Below are 20906 nucleotides of genomic sequence, written 5' to 3'. Positions count from 1 at the left end.
CGCTCTCAGGCCGCGCACGTGTCGTGGGTGGCGTCGAACCCCTTCAGCGCCTCGGAGGCGCCCACCCGCATCGGCTTGAGGCCCTGCCAGTCGTCCCCGATCGTCAGCACCAGCCGCGGCGTGGCCGCCCCCGCCACCAGCCGCGGCGTGGCCGACAGCAGGTCGCGGGTGATCGTGGGGACGCGCGTCTCCCCGTTGGGGGAGTAGGCGAGCTGGGTCTTCGGGTACGGCTTGCGCGAGGCGTCGCCGATCCTGGAGACGTGGTAGCCGCGCTGTTCGAGCCCCACCGCCACCTGGCCGGCCAGGCCCGGCCGGAAGGTGCCGTTGCGCACCTCCACCTGGATGCGCGACGGCGGCACCTTCTCCTGCCCGCCCCTGACGCCCGTCACCTCCAGGTCCTTGGCGACGATCTGGAACAGGGTCCTGGCCTGCGGCTGCACCCACTCCACCCGCCCGGGATGGGAGACGGAGTAGTACCACGGCGTCGTGACGAACCGGATCTGGCCCGCCGTCATGCCCCGCGCGCTCTCGGCGAGGTCCTTCATGACGCCGGGCGTGAGCCCCGGGTCGGTGGTGACGGCCTTGGTGGCCGCGTCGAGGAAGCCGAAGAGCCTGGCCGGGTCGGTGAGCGTGCGCCCGCTCATGACCTTCCTGAGCATGGCGGCGATGAACATCTGCTGCCGCTGGATGCGCCCGATGTCGGAGCCGTCGCCCATGCTGTAGCGGGCCCTGACGTAGCCGAGCGCCTGCTCGCCGTTGAGCGACTGCCGTCCCGCGTCGAGGTGGAGCAGCGCCTTGGTGTCGTCGACGCGTTCGGGCAGGCACACCTCGACCCCGCCGACCGCGTCGACCATGCTCTTGAACCCGGTGAAGTCGACCTTCACGAAGTGGTCGATGTGGATGCCGGTCAGCGACTCGATCGTCTTCCACGTGCAGCCGATGCCGCCCGAGTTGAACGACTCGTTGATCATGCCGAGATGGGCCGGCTGGCCCGGCAGCCTGCCCTTGGCGCGGCAGGGGGGAAGCTGGACCAGCGAGTCGCGGGGAAAGCTGATCACCATGGCCCCGTCGCGCCTGGACGACACGTGGGCCAGCATGATCGTGTCGGTGCGCTCGCCCTCGACGGCGCGGCCGTATCTGGCGTTCCTGCCGTCGCGCTGGTCGGAGCCGACGATCAGCACGTTGAGCGCGGTGGTGGCGGCCTTCGGCGGTCGCGTGGCGTCGAGGTCGCCGGTGACGTCGATGTGCTTCACGTTGCTGGTCAGCTTGACGTACGCGCCGACCATCGCGCCGGCGACGGCGAGCGCCACCACCGTCGTCGCCACCACGACCCGGCGAAGCCAGCGCCGCCGCCCGGCGGGCGGCTCGGCGGAGGGCGACGGCGGATGCGGGGCGGCCACGAGCCCGCTGCTCACATGTCACTCCAGGGGAGGGCCAGTCGAACCTCGCCGAGTGTACTGAGTCACACGGCGCCGGTACGGCGGAAGCCGCAGCAAGGGGAAGCAATAGGATCGAGCCCTTGGCTTTTGTCACCTTTTCGCCGGGAGGCGCTCATGTCCGATGTCACTTTCAAGGGCAACCCGATCACCGTGGGCGGCACCTTCCCCCAGCCCGGCGACGCGGCCCCCGCGTTCAGCCTCGTGGGCAAGGACCTGTCCGACGTGACGCTCGCCGACTTCGGCGGCAAGACCAAGGTGCTCAACATCTTCCCCAGCGTCGACACCGGCGTGTGCGCCGCGTCGGTCCGCCGCTTCAACCAGGTGGCGGCCGAGCACCCCGACGTGGCCGTGCTGTGCGTCTCGGCCGACCTGCCGTTCGCGCAGGGCCGCTTCTGCGGCGCCGAGGGCCTCGACAGCGTGGTGACGCTGTCGCTGATGCGGGGCAGGGAGTTCCTGGCCGACTACGGTGTGGCCCAGGAGTCCGGCCCGCTGGCCGGTCTGGCCGCCCGCGCCGTCGTGGTGCTCGACGGCGATAACAAGGTCGTCTACTCGGAGCTGGTCCCCGAGATCACCCAGGAGCCCGACTACGAGGCCGCGCTCAAGGCCCTGGCCTAGCCCGTTCGCGGCGGGCCCCCGCGGGGTCCGCCGCCAGGCCCGAAGGAGGAGCCCGTGGCCGTCGACGACACAGGACGCGAGGTGCGGGTGCCCGCGACGGTCGAACGCGTCGTCTCCCTCGTGCCCTCCCTCACCGAGTCCATGGCGCCCACCGGCAAGCTGGTCGGCGCCACGGACTGGTGTACCCACCCGGCCGGCCTCGACGTGGTCAGGGTGCGCGGCACCAAGAACCCCGACCTCGACCGGATCATGGCGTTGGCGCCCGACGTGGTGCTGGCCAACGCCGAGGAGAACAGGGAACCCGACCTCGAGGCGCTCAGGCAGGCGGGCATCGCGGTATGGGTGACCAGGATCGAGACGGTCGAGGCCGCGTTCGTCTCCCTGGGCAGGATGTTCGAGCTGGCCTGCCGCACCCCGGAGCCGGAGTGGCTGGAGCGGGCGCGCCGGGCGTGGGACCTGCCGGAGCCCGCGGTCAGGCGCACCGCGATCATCCCGATCTGGCGGCGGCCGTGGATGGTGGTCGGCCGCGACACCTTCACCGGCGACGTGCTGAGGCGGCTGGGCGTCGACAACCTCTACGCCGCCCATCCCGAGCGCTATCCCAAGATCCCTCTCGCGGAGCTCGTGGCGAAGGACCCGGACGTGGTGGTGCTGCCGGACGAGCCGTACGCCTTCGGCGCGGACGACGGGCCGGAGTGCTTCGCCGGCAGCGCGCTGGTCAGCGGGCGGCTGCTGACCTGGTACGGACCCTCGATGGTGGAGGCTCCTGACGTCCTGCGGGCTAGTCTCGGCCTGTAGCGGGCAGGATGGGGTGATGCTGACCAGGCTCGTCCTCGTCGTGTCCCTGATCCCGTTCGGGCTGCTGCTCCTGCTGGCCAGGCAGCCGCTCAACCAGGTCGACCGGGCGGTGGCGCACGACCTGTACGCCGGGGCGCTCGCCGATCCGGCGTGGACGCGCCTCCTGCTGCTGTGGACCGACGCCCTGGGCCCGGCCACATGGCGGATCGTGGTGATCGCGATCGCGGCCTGGCTGATCTGGAAGGGCAGGCTCGGGGCCGGCGCCTGGGCGCTCACGGTGATCGTGGCCGGCGGCCTGCTCGGCGAGGCGCTGAAGATCGTCATCGATCGGGCCAGGCCCGCCTTCCCCGACCCGGTCGCCACCGCCGTCGGCATGTCGTTCCCGTCGGGCCACGCGCTGACCGCCACGCTCGGCGCGGGGGTGATCGTGCTGCTGCTCACCCCGAGGCTGCGCGGCAGGCCCGTGCTCCTGGTCCTGGTCTGGGGGATCGCCGCCTTCCTGGTGCTGTCGGTGTCCTACACGCGCGTCGCCCTCGGCGTGCACTGGGTCAGCGACGTGGTCGCGGGGATGCTGCTCGGCGTCGCGGTGCTCGCCGTGCTCACCCCGACGATCCCGCCCGCGCTTCCCGCAGGGACGCGTCGACGCTCTCCGGGGAGAGCACATGCTCGGTCACCATCACCGCGGTCCCGATGACGCCCGCCCTGCCGCCCAGCCCGCTGGTGACGATCTCCAGGTTCCTCGTCGTGTACGGCAGGCTGTGCCGGTAGACGCTCTCCCTGATGCCGGTCAGGTAGTGCTCCCGCGTCTCGGCCATGTCGCCGGCCAGCACCAGCACGCCGGGGTTGAGCAGGCTCACCGCGGTGGCCAGCACCAGGCCGAGCGTGCGCCCCGCCTCCTGGGTACGGGCGATGGCCTCGGGGTCGCCCGCCTGCACCAGGCGCACCACGTCGCGGCTGCTCTTCTGCCCGAGGTCCTTGGCCACGGCGTGGCCGCTGGCCAGCGAGGCGACGCACCCCTTCGAACCGCACGTGCAGACCCTGTCGTCGCTCTCGCGCAGCCGTACGTGGCCGATGTTGCCGGCGCCCTCCTCCACGCCCCGGTAGATGCGCCCGTCGAGCACGATGCCGGCGCCGATGCCGGTGGAGACCTTCACCAGCAGCAGCGACGGCGAGTGCCGGTAGGCGGCCCACCACTCGCCGAGCGCCATCGCCTTGGCGTCGTTCTCCACCAGGATCGGCACGTCGAACCGGGCGCCGAAGGCCGCCTTGATCGGCAGGTCGTCCCACCCCGGCATCAGGAAGGACCTGAGCACCTTGCCCGAGGTGTGGTCGACCGAGCCGGGCAGGTCGAGGCCGACGCCGCAGACCTGCTCCCTGGTGCGGCCGGTGCGGTCGAGCAGGCGCTCGAAGGCCTGGAGCACCCAGGCCAGCACCTCCTCGGGGCCGCGGTCGATGCGCATGCTCTCCGACTCCTCGGCCTGCGGGCGGGCGGCGAGGTCGGTCAGCGCCACCCGCGCGTGGCCGGCGCCGAGGTCGGCGACGAGCACGACCCTGGCGGTGGAGTCGAGGGCGAGGACCGACGGAGGGCGCCCGCCGCCCGACGCCCCCTTGTCGGCCTCGCGGATGTAGCCGGCCTCGATCAGCCGGTCCACCCTGTCGGTGATGGTGGACCTGGACAGCCCGGTGTAGTCGATCAGCTCCTTGCGGGTACGGCACGTGCCCTGCCTGATCAACTGGAGGACGTGTCCCGCCGTCAGCATCACTAGCCCTTCTCCGCGCCTGCCGTCAGGCCCTCCGCCAGCAGCCGCTCGCCGGCGAAGAACACCACGACGATGGGTAGTGTCAGGATGACCGATCCTGCCATGAGAACGGTGGTCGGTATCTCGATACTGCCCGCCAGCTGCGACAGCCCGAGGGAGACCGTCCAGCTCTCCCTGCGTTCCACCAGGAAGAGCAGAGCGAACAGGAACTCGTTCCACGCGATCATGAAGGCGTAGAGCCCGGTGGCCATGAGGGCGGGTTTCGACAGCGGCAGCACCACCCGCCAGATCGTCTCGATCCTGCCGCAGCCGTCCATCGCGGCCGCCTCCTCCACGCTGCGGGGCACGGTCTCGAAGTAGTTGCGCAGCATGTAGACGGTGACCGGCACGATCTGGGCGATGTAGACCAGGATCAGCCCCGGCAGCGACCCGCGCAGCCCGAGCATGGTGAACAGCACGAACAGCGGGATCGCCAGCACGATCGCGGGGAAGAGGTAGACCGCCAGGAACAGGAAGTGCACCTGACGGCGGCCGAAGAAGCGCAGCCGGGCCACCGCGTAGGCGCCGGGGATCGAGATGAGCAGCGTCACCGCCACCGAGGCGACCGCGACGATCGCGCTGTTGCGCATGAAGGTCAGGAAGCCCTGCCTGCCCAGCACGTCCTGGTAGGTCGCCAGGGTGAAGCGCTGCGGCCACAGCGATCCGGGGTCGAGGATCAGCTCCTGGATGTCGCGGACCGACAGCATCACCATGTAGAGGAACGGGAAGCCGGTGATCACGGCCAGGAACCCGATCACGAGCGGTCTGAGCACCCTGAACAGCGCGCGTTCGAAGCGGTCCCTACTCACGCTCGCCTCCGAAGGACCTCAGGTACACCACCAGGAAGACCGCCAGCACCAGGGCCAGCACGATCGCCTGGGCCGCCGAGGCGCCGATGTCGTCACGAGCGGTGAGGAAGGTGTAGACCCTGACGCTGACCACCTCGGTGCCCGCGCCGCCGCCGGTGAGCAGGTAGACGTCGTCGAACTTGGTGAAGGTGAACACGAACCGCAGCACCGCCAGCAGCGCCACCACCCGCCAGAGCTGCGGCATGATCACGTGGCGGAAGCGCTGGGTCGGCGTCGCGCCGTCCACGACCGCCGCCTCGTCGAGCTCGCGGGGCAGCGCCTGGAGCCTGGCCAGGATGAACAGGAAGGCGAACGGGAAGTAGCGCCAGGCCTCGAAGGCGATGACGGTCAGCAGCGCGACCGGCACGGTGAGCCCGAGGACGCTGCCCCTGGCCTGGGTGAGGAAGGCGATCGGCTCGCTGAGCCAGGTGTTGACGATGCCGAACTGCGGGTTCAGCATCACCTCCCACAGGAAGGCGACGGCCACGACGGGGGCGACGTAGGGGATGAGGATGGCCGCCCTGACCAGGGTGCGCCCCTTGAACCTGCTCTTCAGCGCCAGCGCCGCCACCAGGCCGAGCGCGATCGACAGGGCGGTGCCCGCCACGGTGTAGACCAGCGTGTTGACCAGGGAGCTCCAGAAGCCCGGCGCGGAGATGACGTAGGAGAAGTTCTCGAGCGTGTAGTCGCCGAACAGGCCCGTCCGCCTGATGGAGATGAGCCGGGCGTCCTGGAAGGCCAGCATGATCGCCCACAGCAGCGGGACGACCACGACGACCAGGGTGATGACCAGAGTGGGGGAGATGAGCAGCAGGCCGGCCCGCGCCTCCCGCTGCCGCAGCGTCCTGCTCCTGGTCCGGCCCGCCGTGCCGGGCCGGTTTCCCGCCTGCCTTTCCTCGGTGACGGGGCCGGGACCCGCGCCGGTGCCGATGCCGGTGGTCATTGCCTGATCCCGCGCTTGATCGCTTCGACGTCCGACGCGGCCTGGGCGGCCGCGGCCTGCGGCGTGAGCGAGCCGTCCACGATCGCGCTGAGGGCCTTGGGCACGGGCAGCTCGCCCATGGTGGCCCCGACCAGCTTGCCCTGCCCCTGGGGGATGCCCCACCGGGCGAAGGTGTCGGGGCTGCGGCGCAGCGCCTCGAGCACCTCGGCGGGGTAGACCTCGGCCAGCGGCTTCTTGGTGTCGACGCCCGCGGGCAGCGCGGTCCACCGCGACTCGAAGCCCTTGCGGGTGGGGAACTTGCCCTCGGGGGCCATCCCGATCCAGCGCTCGTAGCCCTCGTTCATCATGAAGGCGACGAAACGCTGCGCGGCGGCGGCGTCGGCGTCCCTGGTGACCGCCCACGAGACGATCTCGCCGTACTGGGCGGGCGTGCCGCCGGCGGGGCCCTTCAGCGCGGTGACCACGCCGGTGTTGGCGGCCAGCCACTGCTTGTCCGCCTTGCACGCCGCGCAGGACGGCAGCGCGTCGTTCCGCAGCCCGGCCATCTCGTCGAGGATGAACGACGACCAGATCGTCATCGCCGCCTTGCCGGCGAAGTAGGTGGCCCTGGTGGAGTCGACGTCCTGCTTGCCCTTCACCGAGTACTGGCCGGCCAGACGCGAGTAGAAGTCGAAGGCCTGCACGCAGGCGGGGGACTCGAGGGCGACGGTGCCCGCGTCGTCGACCAGCTGGCAGCCGTTGGCCAGGGCCACGTGCTCGAAGCTCTGCGCGGTGAAGGAGTCCTTGGGTGCGATGGCGAGGGTGATGCCCGCGATGCCGCCGGTGTGGAGCTTCCTGGCCGCGGCTTCCAGCCGCTCGTAGGTGTCGGGCGGTTCGAGCCCGGCCTTCTCGAACAGGTCCTTGCGGTAGAGGATGAGCTGCGCCCACCCGTCACTGGGAACGGCCAGCAGCTTGCCCGAGGCGCTGTCCAGCTGGAGCGCCCTGGTCGAGAAGGTGTCGCGGCCGAGCTGGTCCACGATCCTGCCCGGTGTCTCGGTGTCGAGCAGGTCGTTGGCCTCCAGCTCGCGGACCGAGGCGAGCGGGAGCGCGCCGATGACGTCGGGCAGCCTGCCGGCCGCCGCCGCCGAGGTGATGATCTGGCTGAACTGGTCCTCCGCGACGCCGACCAGGTTGACCTTGATCCCGGTCCGCCGGGTGAAATCGGCGACGATCTGCTGTTGCACCGCCATGCGGTCGGCGAGGTTCTCCTCGGTCCACACGGTGATCGTGTCGGCGGGCTGACCCTCCGCGCCGCCGCCGCACGCGGCCATGGTGACGGCCAGGATCGCGGCGGAGAGGACGGCGGTTACCTTGTACGGCATGGCTCGCTCCTCCTGAGGTGATGTGCCTGGAGTACCCCTGGAGCAGGGCGAGCAACGCCCTGTGCAATTTCCGGCATCCGTTGAGAAACTCGGCGGGCCGTCGTGGCTGGTCAGCGCCCGAGCGTTTGATCATGGGAAAGGTTGCTTTCCGGATACAGCTCCTCCAATTCGCGGCAATGCTCGGTTAAAGACGTAGACTTAAGTGTGAATTGAGCGCAGCTATGGTCTGCAATCATGCGCCAAATCAGCCACTTTTGTTTGATCAATAAGCGTAAGTGTGGGGAATGCACGTCATCACCATTCAAGAGCCGGGTCTGGTGCGCGTCACGCGGGAGGAGCCCGGCCAGCTGGCGCCCGGCACCGTGCGGGTCCGCACGCTGTATTCAGGCGTCTCGGCGGGCACCGAGCTGACCGCCTACCGAGGGACCAACCCCTACCTCAACCGCCGCTGGGACACCGAGCGCCGGCTGTTCGTCGAGGGCCAGAGCCACTCCTACCCCCTCGCGGGCTGGGGCTACCAGGAGGTCGGCGAGGTCGTCGAGGCCGCGCCCGACGTCGCCGACCCGCCCGTCGGGTCGCTGGTGTGGGGCATCTGGGGCCACCGCGACGAGGCGGTCGTGCCGGCCGAGAAGCTGGTCGGCCACCTGATCCCGCCCGGCGTCGATCCGCTGCTCGGCGTCTTCGCGAGGGTCGGGGCGATCGCGCTCAACGCCGTCCACGCCGCCGACATCCACCTCGGCGACCAGGTCACCGTGTTCGGGCAGGGCGTCATCGGGCTGCTGGCCACCCGCCTCGCCGTGCTCAACGGGGCCCGCGTGGTCGCCGCCGACGCCCTGCCCGGCCGCCTCGACCTGGCCGAGCGCTTCGGCGCGGCCGAGACCTTCGACGTGCGGTCAGGCTCGGTGGCCGAGTTCGTGCGCAAGCGCATCGAGGGCGCCGACACCGCCATCGAGTTGAGCGGCACCCACCAGGGCCTGCAGGAGGCCATCAGGACCGTCCGCAAGGGCGGCAGGGTCGTCGCGGCGGGCTTCTACCAGGGCGACGGGATCGGGCTGCGGCTCGGCGAGGAGTTCCACCACAACCAGGTGCAGCTGGTCTCCTCGCAGATCGGCGGCGTGGCCTCGTGGCTGTCGCACCGCTGGGACGTCGAGCGGCTGCAGCGCACCTTCATGGAGCTGACCTACCGCGGCGAGGTCGACGCGCGGGAGCTGGTCAGCCACGTCATGCCCGTCGAGTCCGCCGCCGAAGCCTTCGACCTGCTCGACCGGCATCCGGCCGACGTTCTGCAACTCGTCTTCGCCTTCGAAGGAAACACAGTATGAAGCTGGCCGTACAGGAGCAGCTGTTGCCGGGGCGCACGCTGCAGGAGAAGTTCGCGTTCGCGGTCGACGCCGGGTTCGACGCGATCGAGCTGCGCGGCAAGGGCGACTTCCAGTTCGCCACCAGGCTGACCGAGCTCAAACGCGCGCTGGCCGACGGGGTGGTCATGCCGACGGTCTGCGTCGACATGCCGCACTTCATCGGCGACTTCGACCCGGCCAAGCGCAAGGACGCCATCCAGCAGCTGCGCTCCCAGCTCACGGTGATCGCCGAGCTCGGCGGCATCGGCGTGATGACCCCCGCCTCCTGGGGGCAGTTCTCGCGGCGGCTGCCGCCCTTCGAGCCGCCGCGCGGGCCCGAGCAGGACCGCGAGGTGCTGGCCGAGGCGCTCGGCCTGCTGGGCGAGCACGCCCAGCGCAACGGCGTGAAGATCATGCTGGAGCCGCTCAACAGGTACGAGAACCACATGGTCAACACCCTGGCCGAGGCGGTGTCCTACTGCGCCATGGACTCCATCAGGATCGCCGGCGACACCTACCACATGAACATCGAGGAGGACGACCCCTGCCGCTCGCTGGTGGAGGCCGGGCCGTACCTCGCCCACATGCAGATCAGCGAGTCGAACAGGAACCAGCCGGGCACCGGGCACCTCGACTGGGGGGCGCAGCTGGCCACGCTCGACGCCATCGGCTACGACGGCTACCTCGCGCTGGAGTGCCGCCTGCGCGGCGAACCCGAGATCGTCCTTCCGCAGACCGCCGCCTTCATCAGGAAGTTCCTATGATCGCACGCGACGCCGTGCGTGTCCTGGTCGCCAACTGGGACGGCAGCTACACCGTCCCCTCGCGGCGGCTCTACCCCCACCAGTGGAGCTGGGACTCGGCCTTCATCGCCATCGGCAACGCGCGGTGGTCGCCGCGCCGGGCCCGTTCGGAGCTGCTGTCGCTGTTCGGGGCGCAGTGGCGCGACGGCAGGGTGCCGCACATCGTCTTCAACCCCGACGTGCCCGACGGCGCCTACTTCCCCGGACCGGAGTTCTGGGCGGTCCGCGCGCCGTCCGGCAGCGCCACCTCGGGCATCGTGCAGCCGCCCGTGCACGCCATCGCGGCCTGGCAGGTGCACCTCGCCGAGCCCGACACCACCTTCCTGCGCCGCCTCTACCCCCGCCTGGTCGCCCAGCAGCACTTCCTGCGGACGGCGCGCCGGTCGGCCGACGGACTGCTGTCGATCGTCCACCCGTGGGAGTCGGGCATGGACAACAGCCCCGCGTGGGACATCCCGCTGGCCGCCGTCGCCACCGGGCCGGCGGGTGTGGCGCGCCGCGACCTCACCCACGTCAGCGCCGACGAGCGGCCCACCGACCGCGACTACGAGCATTACACCGCGCTCGCCCGCGCCTACCGCGACACCGGCTACCGCAGGGCGGGCGCCTTCGCCGTGGAGGACCCGCTGTTCAACGCCGCCTACGGCGCGTCCGAGTCCGCCCTCGCGAAGATCGCCGCCGTCTGCGGCCACGACCCCGCGCCGCATCACGCCGAGGCGGCCAGGATCACCGCCGCCATGGTCGCGCACCTCTACGACGACGGCCTGTTCCACAGCCGCGACACCGCCAGCGGCATCCTGCTGCGCTCCCACAGCGCGGCGGGCCTGGTGCCGCTGATCCTGCCCGACCTGCCGCGCGAGATCGTCAACGCGCTCATCGGCACCGCTCTCGACCGGTTCGAGATCAAGAGCGGGCTGCTGCCCAGCTTCGCGCCCGGCACGCCGGAGTTCGACCCGGTCCGCTACTGGAGAGGGCCGAGCTGGATCAACCTGACCTGGCTGGTCTGGCAGGGCCTGCGCCACCGCAGGGCCGACCTGGCCGAGCTGCTGGCCGACGGGATGATCAGGGCGGTGACCACCTCCGGCTTCAGGGAGTACTTCCACCCGTTCACCGCGGAGGGACACGGCTGCCGCGACTTCAGTTGGTCGGCCGCGCTAGTCCTCGACGTCCTGGCTCAGTACGGCCTGGACGGCGTGCCGGCGTCCATGCGCCAGGTCGGTGAGGAGCTCGGGGGCCTGGCCGAATCCGACGACGTCGGTGACCAGGTGCTCGCGTAGCCCCCTGGCGTTCCTGAGCAGCTCGACCGTCTCGTAGGACAGGCGTTCCCTGTCCCAGGCGTGGGCGAGGCCGCGCGGCACCCTGCCGATCTGCGCGCACCTGATCGACAGCCCGTTGTGGTGGAACTCCTCGCCCAGGCGCACCTCGTCGGCGCCGTGCGGATAGAAGGCCAGGTCGATCACCGTGCCCTGCGGCCGCAGCAGCTTCAGCGCCAGCGCGAGGTAGCGGGCCTGCCCCCGGCACTGGAACACCACGTCGGCGCCCCGGTCGCCCGGAGTGTGCCGCCAGCGCTCCTTCAGCGTGACGGCGGGATCCTCCTCGACGGTCGTGGCGCCGAGCGCCTCGGCGACCCGCAGCCGCTCGGGCGTCTCGTCCACCACGACGACCTCGGCCGCGCCGTGCCGGATCGCGAAGGACGCGGTGAGCAGGCCGACCACGCCCGCGCCCGTGATCGCCACCCTGCGGCCCCTGACGCCGTCGCCCAGGCTGTGGAAGGCAGGGCCGTACAGGTCGGCGGCGGCGTGGAGCAGGCCGTTGGCGCAGATGGGGCCCATGTGGGCGACGTAGATGCCGAGCAGCGGATCGAGGTCGTCGGGCAGTTCGACGAAACGGTCCTTGAGCGGGTCGGCCACGTAGCCGGTGCGGTGCCCGTAGGCCATCGCCAGCAGGGCGCCCTCGTGCACGGCTCCGGTCCTGGTCTCGGTGACCATGCCGACCTGCATGTAGCCGATGCCGCGCACCGGATACCCGATCGACGGCACGCCCTCGGTGAACAGCCCCAGCACCGGATCCCAGGTGGCGTTCAGGTAGGGGTTGGTGCCCTTCACGTAGGTCAGCTCGGTGCCCGCGGACACGCCGCTGTAGACGGTCTCGACGCGGAAGCCGCCGTCCTCCAGCGGACCCGCCTTCTCCTCGACGAAGGTGATCTCGCCCGGCGCCTCGATGCTCAGCGTGCGGATCTCATCCATTCAGCATCACGGGAATCCCATCGGTGGCCGACCGCGCCACCGCGTGCGCCAGCCGGTGCGTGCGCAGCGCCTCCTCGTACGGCACCCGCACGTCGCTCGCCCTGCCCTGGACCGCGTTCACGAACTCTCTGTCCACCCGCGTCTTGGCCTTGCCCGGATCCTCCATGATGCTCCGTCCGTCGGCCACGAGCCGGGTTTCGCTGAGATCCAGGGAGACCCCGTCCGCGCACACCTCGAGCCCGACCCGTCCCTTGGCGGGCAGCAGGCAGCTCACCGCGAGCAGCCCCGCCGCTCCCGAGTCGAACCGCAGCAGCGCCGCCGTCGCCCTGTCGACCTCCCCGTCCTCGGGGATCCCGCCGGGCACGGCGTGCACCATGGTGACCTCGCCGACCAGCACCCGGGCCAGGTCGAGCACGTGCACGGCCTGCTCCAGCACCTGGCCGCCCGACAGCTCGCGCCTGATCCACCACGGCACCGGCGGCACCTTGTCCAGCCAGTGGCCGATGGCCAGCTGGATCGGACGGCCTTCGAGCAGGTCCCTTGCCCAGTCGACGAGGTCGAGGTAGCGCCAGTGGTGCCCGACGGCCGAGGGCAGGTTTTTGCGCGTGATCTCCGCGCCGATCTGCTCGGCGGTCTCGAGGTCGAGCGCGAGCGGTTTTTCAACAAATATCGGTAGATCGGACTCCACGCAGTCAAGCTCTGGCGTACCGTGCGCGAAAGGAGGTACACACACGTAAACCGCATCAAGTCTGCCGGCAGCCAGCAGGTCGGCGTGGTCGCCGTAGGCGAGGGAGCCATGCCGTGAGGCCAGAGCCTCGGCCTTGTGGGGATCGGTGTCGGCGATTCCGGCAATCGTCACGTCGGGGAACGTGGAGAGGACGTCAGCGTGGCGTGCGGCGACATTTCCCGCTCCGATGATGCCGATACGGGTGAGTGAGGTCACGGACTGGCATATGCCTCACCTGCGGTCGAGCAAACAATGATGTTCGAATCGCTATCGGTGGGGCAGTTCTGCCATCCATGACGTCATCAGATCGGGGCAGACTGCATGGAACCAGGTACCAGCACCGCCGCCGACTGGCCGCTTGACGCGTTGCTGCTGGCCAAGACCGGCACGACCGTCAGCGTGGTGCTTCCAGCGCGCGACGAGGAACGCACCGTCGGCGCGATCGTCTCGGCGATCCGCAGAGACCTGTCCGCACTGGTCGACGAGATCCTCGTCGTCGACTCCCGCTCCACCGACGCCACGGCCGCGCGCGCCACCAAGGCCGGGGCGAAGGTCGTCCGCCAGGACGACGTGCTGCCCGAACTGCCGCCGCTGTCGGGTAAGGGCGAGGCGTTGTGGAAGGGCCTGGCCGCCAGCCATGGCGATCTGGTGGTCTACATCGACGCCGACCTGCGCAACTTCCGCTCCCATTTCGTCACGGGGTTGCTCGGGCCGCTGCTGACCGAGCCGAAGGTCCAGTTCGTGAAGGGCGCCTACGAGCGGCCCCTGCGCGGACGGCCGGGCGAGGGCGGCCGGGTCACCGAGCTGGTCGCACGGCCACTGCTCAACCTGTTCTGGCCCGAGCTCGCCGGGTTCGCCCAGCCCTTGGGCGGCGAGTACGCCGCCAGGAGGTCGGTTCTCGAACGCGTGCCGTTCGTCACCGAGTACGGCGTCGAGTTCGGCCTGCTCGTCGATCTCCTGGAGTTGATCGGCCTGGACGCCATGGCCCAGGTGGACCTCGGCACCCGCGAGCACTCCCACCAGAGCACCGCGGCGCTCGGCCGGATGGCGGGCCAGATCATCCTCACCGCGTGGTCAAGGCTGGAGCGCCAGGGCCGGATCGTCGCCTCCGAGCCGCCGGCCACCCTGCTGCGCCAGTTCCACCCCGACACGGTCACCGACGTGTCGGTCGCCGAGCGGCCACCGCTCGCGTCCCTGATCGACGTCATGGAGGAGGACGTGGCATGAAGATCCTCGTGAACGCGGGGCCATGGCTCGCGGTCCCGCCCTCGGGCTACGGCGGCATCGAGAACGTCGTCGCCACGCTGGTGCCCGCTCTCCGCGCGCGCGGCGTGCACGTCGTGCTCGCCTCCGTCGCTTCCAGCACGATCGAGGCCGACGAGCTCGTCTGGACCTTCCCCGACGGGCGGTTCGGCGAGCTGCACAAGCCGTACAACCAGGTCATGGGCCTGGCCCACGCGCACCAGGCGCGCGTGCTCGAGGAACTGCGCAGCCGCGACGACATCGACCTGGTCCACGACCACCTGGAGGTGGTGGGCCCGGCGACGCTGTCGGCCTTCGGCGGCCCGCCCGTCCTCCACACCCTTCACTGGGACCTGCGCAAGCATCCGGCGTTCTACGGCGCCTTCCCGCCGGGCGTCGCGGTCAACGGCGTCTCCCAGTCGCAGCTGGCCCGCGCGCCCGCGGCCCTGCGCGCGGCCGCCCTCGGCGCGGTCCATCTGGCCACGCCGCTCACCGACGGGCACCCGGCCGGCGGCGCCGGCGAGCAGGTCGTCGTCATGGGCAGGGTCTGCGCGCTCAAGGGCCAGCACCTGGCGGCCCGGGTGTGCCAGAAGCTCGGCCTGCCGCTGGTCATGGCGGGCCCGGTGAGCGGCCTGAACACCCCGGCGGAGCTGGAGGCCGTCCTGCAGGATCCCGACCATCCGCTGCACGGCCACCCCGACGTCCGCTACCACCACGACCAGGTCGCCCCCTACCTGGACGGCGACCTGGTCCGCTGGATCGGCGGGGTGGGCGGGAGCGCGAGGGACGAGCTCTACGCCTCGGCCAAGGCGGCCCTGTTCCCCATCCAGTGGGACGAACCCGGCGGCACCGCCGTGGTCGAGGCGCTCGCCCTCGGCGTGCCGCCCGTCGGCCTGCGCCGCGGCTGCCTGCCCGAGCTGGTCGACCACGGCCGCACGGGATGGCTCGCCGACACCGAGGAGGAACTGGCCGAGCTGCTGCTGCGGGTGGACGAGATCGACCCCGAGGAGTGCCGCCGCGAGGCGCGCCGGCGCTTCTCGCCCGCGGTCATGGCCGACTGCTACCTGCGCCTGTACGGCGAGGCCTGCGCCGCACGCAGCACGCCCCGGCGCGCGGCCGGCTGACCGCGAACCCGGCCCCCGGCCGACACTGCCGGGACCGGGCGCGCCGCCGGCTCAGGAGTGGCCACACGGCTCCGGAAAGGAACCCCAGGCTCAGGTGAAGCCCCTAGGCAGCACGGCCACCGGGCAGGTGGACGCCTTCAGCGCCTTCCTGGCCACCTCGCCGAGGAAGACCCGGTGCGGCTGGGCGTCCTCGCTGGCCGCGCACACCAGCAGGTCGCCCGCCGGCCACTCCACGCTGGCCAGGGCGCTCGCCACGTCGTGCCCCTCCGCGGTCTCGGCCTCCGCCTCGATCCCCGTGCTCTCCCAGGCCAGCCGTACGGCCAGCGCCAGGTCGTCGCGCAGCCGTCCCGGGTCGTCGACGCGCAGGTCGAAGGTGAGCAGCCGCATGGGCACGCCGAGCCGCAGCGCCGCCTGCGCCACCCGCTCGACCGCCTCGTCGGCCTGCGGCCGGTGCACGTAGGCGAGGGTCAGCCGGCTCGGCTCGGCCGGCGGCTCGTAGCCGGCCGGCGTGAGCAGCACCGCCTCCGGTGACATGTGCAGCAGGTGGTCGGCCGTGCTGCCGATGGTGATGCGGCCTCTCACCCCGCCCTGCGCGGATCCCACCACGATCAGGTCGGCCCTGATGCGGCCGGCCAGCACCGACAGGCCCCGGCCCGCGCCGCGGCTCTCGAAGGTGACGTACTCGGCCGGGACCTCGCCCAGCGCCTGCGCCGCGTGCGCCAGGTTCGCCTGGGCCTCGACGGCGAGCCCGGGGCTGCCGGGAGGGTGGATCGTGGCCACCGTCAGCTCGCCGCCGGTGAGCCGCGCGATGGCCGCCCCGAGCGCGAGGGCGTCACGCCCACCCGGGTCCTGCGTGTATCCGACGACGACGTGCTCTCCGATCACCATGCGCCCGTACCCCGCTTGACCTGGGAATATTCATGCCGTCACGAGGGTTGTCAGAGGGGGACGTCGGGGGAAGGTGAGAACGACGAAGATCACTCTTGACACCTGTTTCAACGGTGCTCTCGGGCCGACCACCCTGCGCGACGCGGTGCGCAGGCTGAGAGCGAGAGAGCTGACCTGCACCGTCGAACCTGAGCTGGTCGAAGGCAAGGTCAACGTGTTCTGTGACTGCGTCGAGCACGGTTTCACGCCGCTCCGCAGCGAGATCATGGCCGCCTACTACGTCGCCGAACGTGACGCGGCGAACGAGGCCTACCGCCGCGGCCTGATCACCGAGGGCGAGCGACGCCAGAAGTACCTCGACCTCGACCGTCAGGTCCTGACACGGTCCTGAGATCGGCCGAAAGATCGAGGCGAACGGGCGCTCCGCCCTCTACGGTGGCTTGTTCATAGATCTTTCACCGATTGGACATGACGCCACCGTGTACGGGGACATCGTCGGCTTCGCCATGAGCACACCGGTCTGGGTGCACACCCTCGCCGAGATCGGGACGGACGCAGGGTTGCTGGTCTTCGCCGCGCTCTTCGCGCTGGCCGCCTGGCGGTCGCGGGCGGCACCCGACCGCGACCTGGCGCTCGCCGTCGCGGGCCCGCTCGCCGTCATCGGCGCCTACGTCCTCAGCGAGGGCATCAAGCTGCTGATCAAGGAAGAACGGCCGTGCCGGGGCGGGATCGCCACCATCGCGGCGTGCCCGCCGGTCGGCGACTGGTCCTTCCCCAGCAACCACTCGGTGCTCGCCGCCGCCTCGGCAGGCGCACTGGTCCTGGTCTGGCGGCGGCTGGCGTGGCTGGTGCTACCGCTGGCCGCGGTGATGGCCTTCTCCCGCGTGTTCGTCGGGGTCCACTACCCCCACGACGTGGCCGTCGGCTTCCTGTTCGGCGTGCTCATGGCGCCCCTCCTGGCGTTGCTGGCCGTCGGCGCCCTCATCCCCGTCGTACGGCGGGTCCGCGAAAGGAGTCGGTGGCTTCGACCAGCCGAGCCGCGATCCCAGGCTCGGTGAACGCGTGGCCCGCGTCGTCGACGACGTGGAAGGCGGCCTCGGGCCACGCCTTGTGCAGGTCCCACGCGGTGGTCATCGGCGTGCAGGCGTCGTAGCGGCCCTGCACGATCACCGCGGGGATGTGCCTGACCTTGCCGACGTCGCGGATGAGCTGTCCCGGCTCGAAGAAGCCGCCGTGGACGAAGTAGTGGTTCTCGATCCTGGCGAAGGAGACGGCCCGGTGGGCCTCGCCGAACTCGGCGACGTGCTCAGGATCCGGCAGCAGCGTGATGGTGGCCGCCTCCCACTGCGACCAGGCGCGGGCGGCGGCCACCCGTACCTGCTCGTCGGCGCTGTCCAGGCGCCGCGCGAACGCGGCGATCAGGTCGCCGCGCTCCTCCTCCGGGATGGGTGCCAGGTAGGACTCCCACAGGTCGGGGAAGAGGAACGAGGCGCCTTCCTGGTAGAACCAGCGCAGCTCGTGCTCCCTGAGGGTGAAGATGCCGCGCAGGATCAGCTCGCTCACCCTGTCGGGATGCGTCTGCGCGTAGGCCAGCGCCAGCGCGCTGCCCCATGACCCGCCGAAAACCTGCCAGACGTCGATCCCGAGGTGCTCGCGCAGCCGTTCCATGTCGCGCACGAGATGCCAGGTGGTGTTCGCCGCGAGCGACACGCCGGGGTCGCCGGCGTTCGGCCTGCTGCGGCCGCAGTTGCGCTGGTCGAACAGGACGATCCGGTAGGCCTGCGGGTCCCACTGGCGGCGGTGCTTCGCCGAGCAGCCGCTGCCGGGACCGCCGTGCAGCATGACCGCCGGCTTGCCCTTCGGGTTGCCGCAGACCTCCCAGTAGATCTCGTTACCGTCGCCGACGTCGAGCAGGCCCGAGTCGTGGGGCTCAATGGGCGGATACAGGCTCATGGACTCCTGTCATACCGGAACCTGTCGGTGGCCGCGACCAGCCGGTCGGCGATGGCGGGCTCGCCGGCCGAGTGCCCCGCCCCCTCCACGATCTCGAAGGTGGCCTCGGGCCAGGTCCGGTGCAGGTCCCACGCGGTGGCGACGGGTGTGGCCATGTCGTAGCGGCCCTGGACGATGACGGCGGGCAGGTGCCGGATCGTGTGGACGTCGCGGATGAGCCGGCCCTCCTCCAGGAACCCCTTGTCGATCATGGCCGACGGGCGGGCTTCCCGCGGGCGGTCCGGCGCGGACAATGGGGCCATGGAGCTGGTCACGATCGACGACATCCGGGCCGCCGCCGGCCGCGTCGCCCCCCACGTGCTGCGTACCCCGCTGGTCCAGGCCGACGACCTCTGGGTCAAGCCGGAGAGCCTCCAGCGGGTGGGCTCCTTCAAGATCAGGGGAGCGGTCAACGCGCTCGCCGTCCTCGAACCCCCCGGCGTGGTCACCCACTCCTCGGGCAACCACGGCCAGGCGCTCGCCTACGCCGCCCGGCTCAGCGGCATCGGCTGCGTCGTGGTCGTCCCCGAGGGCGCCCCGCGGGTCAAGACCGACGCGATCAGCGGGTGGGGCGCCGACCTGGTCGTCGTGCCGCCGGCCCAGCGGCTGGTCGCGGCCGAGCAACTGGCCGCCGAGCGCGGCCTGACGCTGGTCCCGCCGTACGACCACCCGGCGGTCATCGCGGGCCAGGGCACCATCGGGCTGGAGATCATGGCCGACCTGCCCGGCGTCGAGGTGGTGCTGGTCCCAGTGAGCGGGGGCGGCCTCATCTCGGGCATCGCGTCGGCGGTCAAGGCGCTCGACCCGTCCGTACGGGTGATCGGCGTCGAACCCGAGCTGGCCGCCGACGCCGCGGAGAGCCTGGCAACGGGGCGCCGCGTCACGTGGGAGCCGGAGCGGACCTTCCGCACCATCGCCGACGGGCTGCGGGCCGACCTGTCCGAGCTGACCTTCGCCCACGTCCGGGCGCGAGTCGACGACATCGTGACCGTCACGGAGGACGAGATCCGCCACGCGATGCGCCACCTGTCCGCCCGGGCGCGGCTGGTCGCCGAACCCAGCGGGGCGGTCGCGACCGCCGCCTACCTGGCCGGCAGGACGCCGCCGGGCCGTACGGTGGCCGTCCTGTCGGGCGGCAACCTGGACCCCTCGCCCTAGCCGGCGACCCACGCGAAGCGGTCGAGGAAGCCGCGCTCGCCCCTGGCGTACTCGTCGAAGGCCCGCTGGACCTCCTCCAGGCGGGTCACCAGCGTGGTGCGCAGCGTGCCCTCCTTGTACTCCAGCTCGTAGCCCGGCGACACCTGGATGAAGTGGCGGCCGAAGGTCACCAGCACGGCGAAGGGGTTCTGCGGGGAGAGCGTGGCGAGCACGTCACGCACCAGGCCCAGGTCGGGGTTGACGACCATCATGCCGTCACCGGTGTGGAGCTGGGTCTCGGGGTCGACGCCGAGCGGCCCGAGGTTGTGCACGAGGTCGCGCTGCGGGTCGTAGCAGACCAGGCCGTACTGCCGGGCCAACGAGAAGGCCGCGTTGGAGACGTCGTCGACCTCCTCGGGCGCCATGGTGACCAGCGCGTGCCCGGCCAGGGCGGTGGCGTGGCCGGGCAGTTCCTTGGCGAACGCGGCGACCTCGGCTGATTCGGCGTGCCCGGTGACGGCGACGGGTCCGGCGTCCCCGGTGCTCTCGGCAGGTCCGGCGCTCCCGGTGGACTCGGCGGCGGTCTGCGCCGTCGCGGGTGCGGCGCCGCGGACCGCGCGGTAGAAGGCCGCGGCCCGCTCCCTGGTGACCGGACCGTCCGCGCGCCAGACCATCAACTCCATGCTCATGCCCCTATCTTGCAGGCCCGCCGGGTGCGGTCAGACCTGGGGCTTGTCGGATTCGGGCACGAGCTCGACCGTGCAGTGCGCGCACCGACTCGCCGCGACGGGGACCTCGCTGAGGCACTCGGGGCACTCCTTCACCGTGGCCGCCTTGTCGCCCTCGAAGAGGCTGATCAGCCTGGTCATCGGCATCACGACCAGCCAGTAGACGACCGCCGCGATGATCATGAAGCTGAGCAGGTGGTTGAGGAAGTCGCCGTACCTGAACTCGCTGCCGTTGACGGTGAAGGAGTACTGCGCGAAGTCGGGCTCCCGGCCCCCGGTGACCGCCCCGATCAGCGGTGTGATGAGATCGGCGACCAACGCCTGCACGAGCCCGCTGAACGTCGCCCCGACGATGACGGCGACGGCGAGCTCGACGATGTTGCCCCTCAGTAAGAACTTCTTGAATCCACCCATGGCGGACGCATATTGCCGTGGGGGGCCACACCAAACCTCGTCGCGGAACTCTCCCACTCCTGGAGCGAGAAGCGGAGAACCGGCATATTCCTTTGGCGACCGCCAAGCGGGGCACATCTCCAGCGAGGAAAGAGGAGTGCCGATGCGCCTCAGCGATCTCAACGTCAGAGCGGCGCTGACCCTGCCGTTCAGGAACCTGCTCGAACTGCTCGACATCTGGACCTTCGCCCGATGGGACGGCAGGGCCGAGGCGCAGGGCTGGGCCGTGGTCAAGCCCCAGCCCCTCGTCCACGTCTACCGCCACGCGGCCTTCGGCTCGCTGGTCGCGTGCGGCGGCTGCGCGGGGGAAGGGGTCACCAGGAGGGGCGCCTGCCACTCCTGCCTGGGATCCGGACGGCAGCGGCCCTGAAGGCGAACGATGACCGCGACGGGGTTACCAGTGGCTTCGCAGCGGGCATCTAG

23 protein-coding genes and 1 pseudogene are annotated in these 20906 nt (G+C 71.1%); 12 read left to right on the top strand and 12 right to left on the bottom strand.

Annotated features, from left to right (window positions below):
* Positions 1–5 precede the first annotated feature (5 nt).
* Complete coding sequence (locus ACWDLG_RS31280; protein WP_449926828.1) at positions 6–1415, bottom strand: LCP family protein; 1410 nt, start codon at positions 1413–1415, stop codon at positions 6–8.
* Between the two features lie 138 nt (positions 1416–1553).
* Here ACWDLG_RS31280 and tpx point away from each other — a divergent pair, with 138 nt between their 5' ends.
* From tpx to ACWDLG_RS31265, 3 genes are read left to right on the top strand one after another with little or no spacing between them, the layout of a single operon-like run.
* A complete protein-coding gene (tpx, locus tag ACWDLG_RS31275; protein ID WP_449926825.1) occupies positions 1554–2054 on the top strand; it encodes a thiol peroxidase in 501 nt (166 codons plus the stop codon).
* A 54-nt stretch (positions 2055–2108) separates the two neighbouring features.
* Entirely contained in the window at positions 2109–2852 is a 744-nt protein-coding gene (locus ACWDLG_RS31270; RefSeq protein WP_449926822.1) for a helical backbone metal receptor, read from the top strand.
* Positions 2853–2868: 16 nt separating this feature from the next.
* On the top strand, positions 2869–3546 hold the full coding sequence (locus ACWDLG_RS31265) for a phosphatase PAP2 family protein (protein ID WP_449926819.1): 678 nt from the start codon (positions 2869–2871) through the stop codon (positions 3544–3546).
* Here ACWDLG_RS31265 and ACWDLG_RS31260 read toward each other — a convergent pair.
* Genes ACWDLG_RS31260 through ACWDLG_RS31245 form a run of 4 tightly spaced genes read right to left on the bottom strand, consistent with a single transcriptional unit; the run spans position 3452 to position 7803 of the window.
* The gene (locus ACWDLG_RS31260) at positions 3452–4612 is read right to left on the bottom strand and encodes an ROK family protein (RefSeq protein WP_449926816.1); all 1161 of its coding nucleotides are present in this window, start codon (positions 4610–4612) and stop codon (positions 3452–3454) included. The two genes, ACWDLG_RS31265 and ACWDLG_RS31260, sit on opposite strands and share 95 nt — an antisense overlap.
* A 2-nt stretch (positions 4613–4614) precedes the next feature.
* Positions 4615–5460 carry a carbohydrate ABC transporter permease gene (locus ACWDLG_RS31255; RefSeq protein ID WP_354911045.1) on the bottom strand — a complete coding sequence of 282 codons (846 nt, stop codon included), beginning with the start codon at positions 5458–5460 and terminating at the stop codon, positions 4615–4617.
* Entirely contained in the window at positions 5453–6442 is a 990-nt protein-coding gene (locus ACWDLG_RS31250) for a carbohydrate ABC transporter permease (protein WP_449926812.1), read from the bottom strand. Before ACWDLG_RS31250 ends, ACWDLG_RS31255 begins: the two co-directional genes overlap by 8 nt.
* On the bottom strand, positions 6439–7803 hold the full coding sequence (locus tag ACWDLG_RS31245) for an ABC transporter substrate-binding protein (RefSeq protein WP_449926809.1): 1365 nt from the start codon (positions 7801–7803) through the stop codon (positions 6439–6441). Before ACWDLG_RS31245 ends, ACWDLG_RS31250 begins: the two co-directional genes overlap by 4 nt.
* A gap of 284 nt (positions 7804–8087) precedes the next feature.
* Here ACWDLG_RS31245 and ACWDLG_RS31240 point away from each other — a divergent pair, with 284 nt between their 5' ends.
* The 3 genes and pseudogenes from ACWDLG_RS31240 to ACWDLG_RS31230 all read left to right on the top strand — a co-directional run.
* Positions 8088–9125 (top strand): zinc-binding dehydrogenase, encoded by a 1038-nt coding sequence (locus ACWDLG_RS31240; RefSeq protein ID WP_449926806.1) that lies wholly within the window; start codon positions 8088–8090, stop codon positions 9123–9125.
* On the top strand, positions 9122–9907 hold the full coding sequence (locus tag ACWDLG_RS31235; protein ID WP_449926803.1) for a sugar phosphate isomerase/epimerase family protein: 786 nt from the start codon (positions 9122–9124) through the stop codon (positions 9905–9907). Before ACWDLG_RS31240 ends, ACWDLG_RS31235 begins: the two co-directional genes overlap by 4 nt.
* Positions 9904–11082: pseudogene (locus ACWDLG_RS31230) on the top strand (MGH1-like glycoside hydrolase domain-containing protein); the annotation flags it as partial. The gene ACWDLG_RS31235 and the pseudogene ACWDLG_RS31230, both read left to right, overlap by 4 nt.
* An 18-nt stretch (positions 11083–11100) precedes the next feature.
* Here ACWDLG_RS31230 and ACWDLG_RS31225 read toward each other — a convergent pair.
* Positions 11101–12192, bottom strand: a complete 1092-nt coding sequence (locus ACWDLG_RS31225) for a zinc-binding dehydrogenase (RefSeq protein ID WP_354911058.1) — start codon at positions 12190–12192, stop codon at positions 11101–11103.
* Positions 12185–13135, bottom strand: coding sequence for a Gfo/Idh/MocA family protein (locus ACWDLG_RS31220; protein ID WP_449926800.1), 951 nt, complete (start codon positions 13133–13135; stop codon positions 12185–12187). The genes ACWDLG_RS31225 and ACWDLG_RS31220 overlap by 8 nt, the downstream gene beginning before the upstream one ends.
* Positions 13136–13240: 105 nt before the next feature.
* Between ACWDLG_RS31220 and ACWDLG_RS31215 the strand changes: the two genes are divergently transcribed.
* Both ACWDLG_RS31215 and ACWDLG_RS31210 read left to right on the top strand, forming a co-directional pair.
* The gene (locus tag ACWDLG_RS31215) at positions 13241–14146 is read left to right on the top strand and encodes a glucosyl-3-phosphoglycerate synthase (protein ID WP_354911062.1); all 906 of its coding nucleotides are present in this window, start codon (positions 13241–13243) and stop codon (positions 14144–14146) included.
* Complete coding sequence (locus ACWDLG_RS31210; protein ID WP_449926796.1) at positions 14143–15285, top strand: glycosyltransferase; 1143 nt, start codon at positions 14143–14145, stop codon at positions 15283–15285. Before ACWDLG_RS31215 ends, ACWDLG_RS31210 begins: the two co-directional genes overlap by 4 nt.
* A 90-nt stretch (positions 15286–15375) precedes the next feature.
* Here the strand turns inward: ACWDLG_RS31210 and ACWDLG_RS31205 are convergent, their stop codons facing one another.
* Positions 15376–16173 (bottom strand): universal stress protein, encoded by a 798-nt coding sequence (locus tag ACWDLG_RS31205; protein WP_449926793.1) that lies wholly within the window; start codon positions 16171–16173, stop codon positions 15376–15378.
* 73 nt (positions 16174–16246) lie between these two features.
* Between ACWDLG_RS31205 and ACWDLG_RS31200 the strand changes: the two genes are divergently transcribed.
* Together ACWDLG_RS31200 and ACWDLG_RS31195 are read left to right on the top strand one after the other, a co-directional pair.
* Complete coding sequence (locus ACWDLG_RS31200; protein WP_354911071.1) at positions 16247–16564, top strand: hypothetical protein; 318 nt, start codon at positions 16247–16249, stop codon at positions 16562–16564.
* 88 nt (positions 16565–16652) lie between these two features.
* Positions 16653–17231 (top strand): phosphatase PAP2 family protein, encoded by a 579-nt coding sequence (locus tag ACWDLG_RS31195; RefSeq protein WP_449926790.1) that lies wholly within the window; start codon positions 16653–16655, stop codon positions 17229–17231.
* Here the strand turns inward: ACWDLG_RS31195 and pip are convergent.
* Positions 17155–18126: a prolyl aminopeptidase gene (gene pip / locus ACWDLG_RS31190; protein WP_449926787.1), complete on the bottom strand. Its 972-nt coding sequence runs from the start codon at positions 18124–18126 to the stop codon at positions 17155–17157. The genes ACWDLG_RS31195 and pip overlap by 77 nt on opposite strands.
* On the bottom strand, positions 18123–18428 hold the full coding sequence (locus ACWDLG_RS31185) for an alpha/beta hydrolase (protein ID WP_449926783.1): 306 nt from the start codon (positions 18426–18428) through the stop codon (positions 18123–18125). Before ACWDLG_RS31185 ends, pip begins: the two co-directional genes overlap by 4 nt.
* Between ACWDLG_RS31185 and ACWDLG_RS31180 the strand changes: the two genes are divergently transcribed.
* Positions 18427–19323 carry a threonine ammonia-lyase gene (locus tag ACWDLG_RS31180; protein ID WP_449926781.1) on the top strand — a complete coding sequence of 299 codons (897 nt, stop codon included), beginning with the start codon at positions 18427–18429 and terminating at the stop codon, positions 19321–19323. The genes ACWDLG_RS31185 and ACWDLG_RS31180 overlap by 2 nt on opposite strands.
* Here the strand turns inward: ACWDLG_RS31180 and ACWDLG_RS31175 are convergent.
* Positions 19320–19991, bottom strand: a complete 672-nt coding sequence (locus ACWDLG_RS31175; protein ID WP_449926778.1) for a hypothetical protein — start codon at positions 19989–19991, stop codon at positions 19320–19322. The genes ACWDLG_RS31180 and ACWDLG_RS31175 overlap by 4 nt on opposite strands.
* 30 nt (positions 19992–20021) lie before the next feature.
* On the bottom strand, positions 20022–20444 hold the full coding sequence (mscL, locus tag ACWDLG_RS31170; protein ID WP_449926775.1) for a large conductance mechanosensitive channel protein MscL: 423 nt from the start codon (positions 20442–20444) through the stop codon (positions 20022–20024).
* Positions 20445–20586: 142 nt separating this feature from the next.
* On the opposite strand from mscL, the gene ACWDLG_RS31165 reads away from it, so the two are divergent.
* Positions 20587–20853 (top strand): hypothetical protein, encoded by a 267-nt coding sequence (locus ACWDLG_RS31165; RefSeq protein WP_449926772.1) that lies wholly within the window; start codon positions 20587–20589, stop codon positions 20851–20853.
* The last annotated feature ends 53 nt before the right edge of the window (positions 20854–20906 follow it).

The sequence above is a fragment of the Nonomuraea sp. NPDC003727 genome (genome assembly GCF_053586935.1).
This window is presented reverse-complemented; position numbering and strand designations above follow the sequence as displayed.

Excerpts from the sequence above, each read along its gene's own strand:
- ACWDLG_RS31240 (WP_449926806.1), top strand. The coding sequence starts at position 8,088 with ATGCACGTCATCACCATTCAAGAGCCGGGTCTGGTGCGCGTCACGCGG.
- mscL (WP_449926775.1), bottom strand. The coding sequence starts at position 20,444 with ATGGGTGGATTCAAGAAGTTCTTACTGAGGGGCAACATCGTCGAGCTC.
- ACWDLG_RS31245 (WP_449926809.1), bottom strand. The coding sequence starts at position 7,803 with ATGCCGTACAAGGTAACCGCCGTCCTCTCCGCCGCGATCCTGGCCGTC.
- ACWDLG_RS31235 (WP_449926803.1), top strand. The coding sequence starts at position 9,122 with ATGAAGCTGGCCGTACAGGAGCAGCTGTTGCCGGGGCGCACGCTGCAG.
- ACWDLG_RS31205 (WP_449926793.1), bottom strand. The coding sequence starts at position 16,173 with ATGGTGATCGGAGAGCACGTCGTCGTCGGATACACGCAGGACCCGGGT.
- ACWDLG_RS31175 (WP_449926778.1), bottom strand. The coding sequence starts at position 19,991 with ATGAGCATGGAGTTGATGGTCTGGCGCGCGGACGGTCCGGTCACCAGG.
- ACWDLG_RS31185 (WP_449926783.1), bottom strand. The coding sequence starts at position 18,428 with ATGGCCCCATTGTCCGCGCCGGACCGCCCGCGGGAAGCCCGCCCGTCG.
- pip (WP_449926787.1), bottom strand. The coding sequence starts at position 18,126 with ATGAGCCTGTATCCGCCCATTGAGCCCCACGACTCGGGCCTGCTCGAC.
- ACWDLG_RS31215 (WP_354911062.1), top strand. The coding sequence starts at position 13,241 with ATGGAACCAGGTACCAGCACCGCCGCCGACTGGCCGCTTGACGCGTTG.
- ACWDLG_RS31265 (WP_449926819.1), top strand. The coding sequence starts at position 2,869 with ATGCTGACCAGGCTCGTCCTCGTCGTGTCCCTGATCCCGTTCGGGCTG.
- ACWDLG_RS31165 (WP_449926772.1), top strand. The coding sequence starts at position 20,587 with ATGCGCCTCAGCGATCTCAACGTCAGAGCGGCGCTGACCCTGCCGTTC.
- ACWDLG_RS31180 (WP_449926781.1), top strand. The coding sequence starts at position 18,427 with ATGGAGCTGGTCACGATCGACGACATCCGGGCCGCCGCCGGCCGCGTC.
- ACWDLG_RS31250 (WP_449926812.1), bottom strand. The coding sequence starts at position 6,442 with ATGACCACCGGCATCGGCACCGGCGCGGGTCCCGGCCCCGTCACCGAG.
- ACWDLG_RS31210 (WP_449926796.1), top strand. The coding sequence starts at position 14,143 with ATGAAGATCCTCGTGAACGCGGGGCCATGGCTCGCGGTCCCGCCCTCG.
- ACWDLG_RS31260 (WP_449926816.1), bottom strand. The coding sequence starts at position 4,612 with ATGCTGACGGCGGGACACGTCCTCCAGTTGATCAGGCAGGGCACGTGC.
- tpx (WP_449926825.1), top strand. The coding sequence starts at position 1,554 with ATGTCCGATGTCACTTTCAAGGGCAACCCGATCACCGTGGGCGGCACC.
- ACWDLG_RS31225 (WP_354911058.1), bottom strand. The coding sequence starts at position 12,192 with ATGGATGAGATCCGCACGCTGAGCATCGAGGCGCCGGGCGAGATCACC.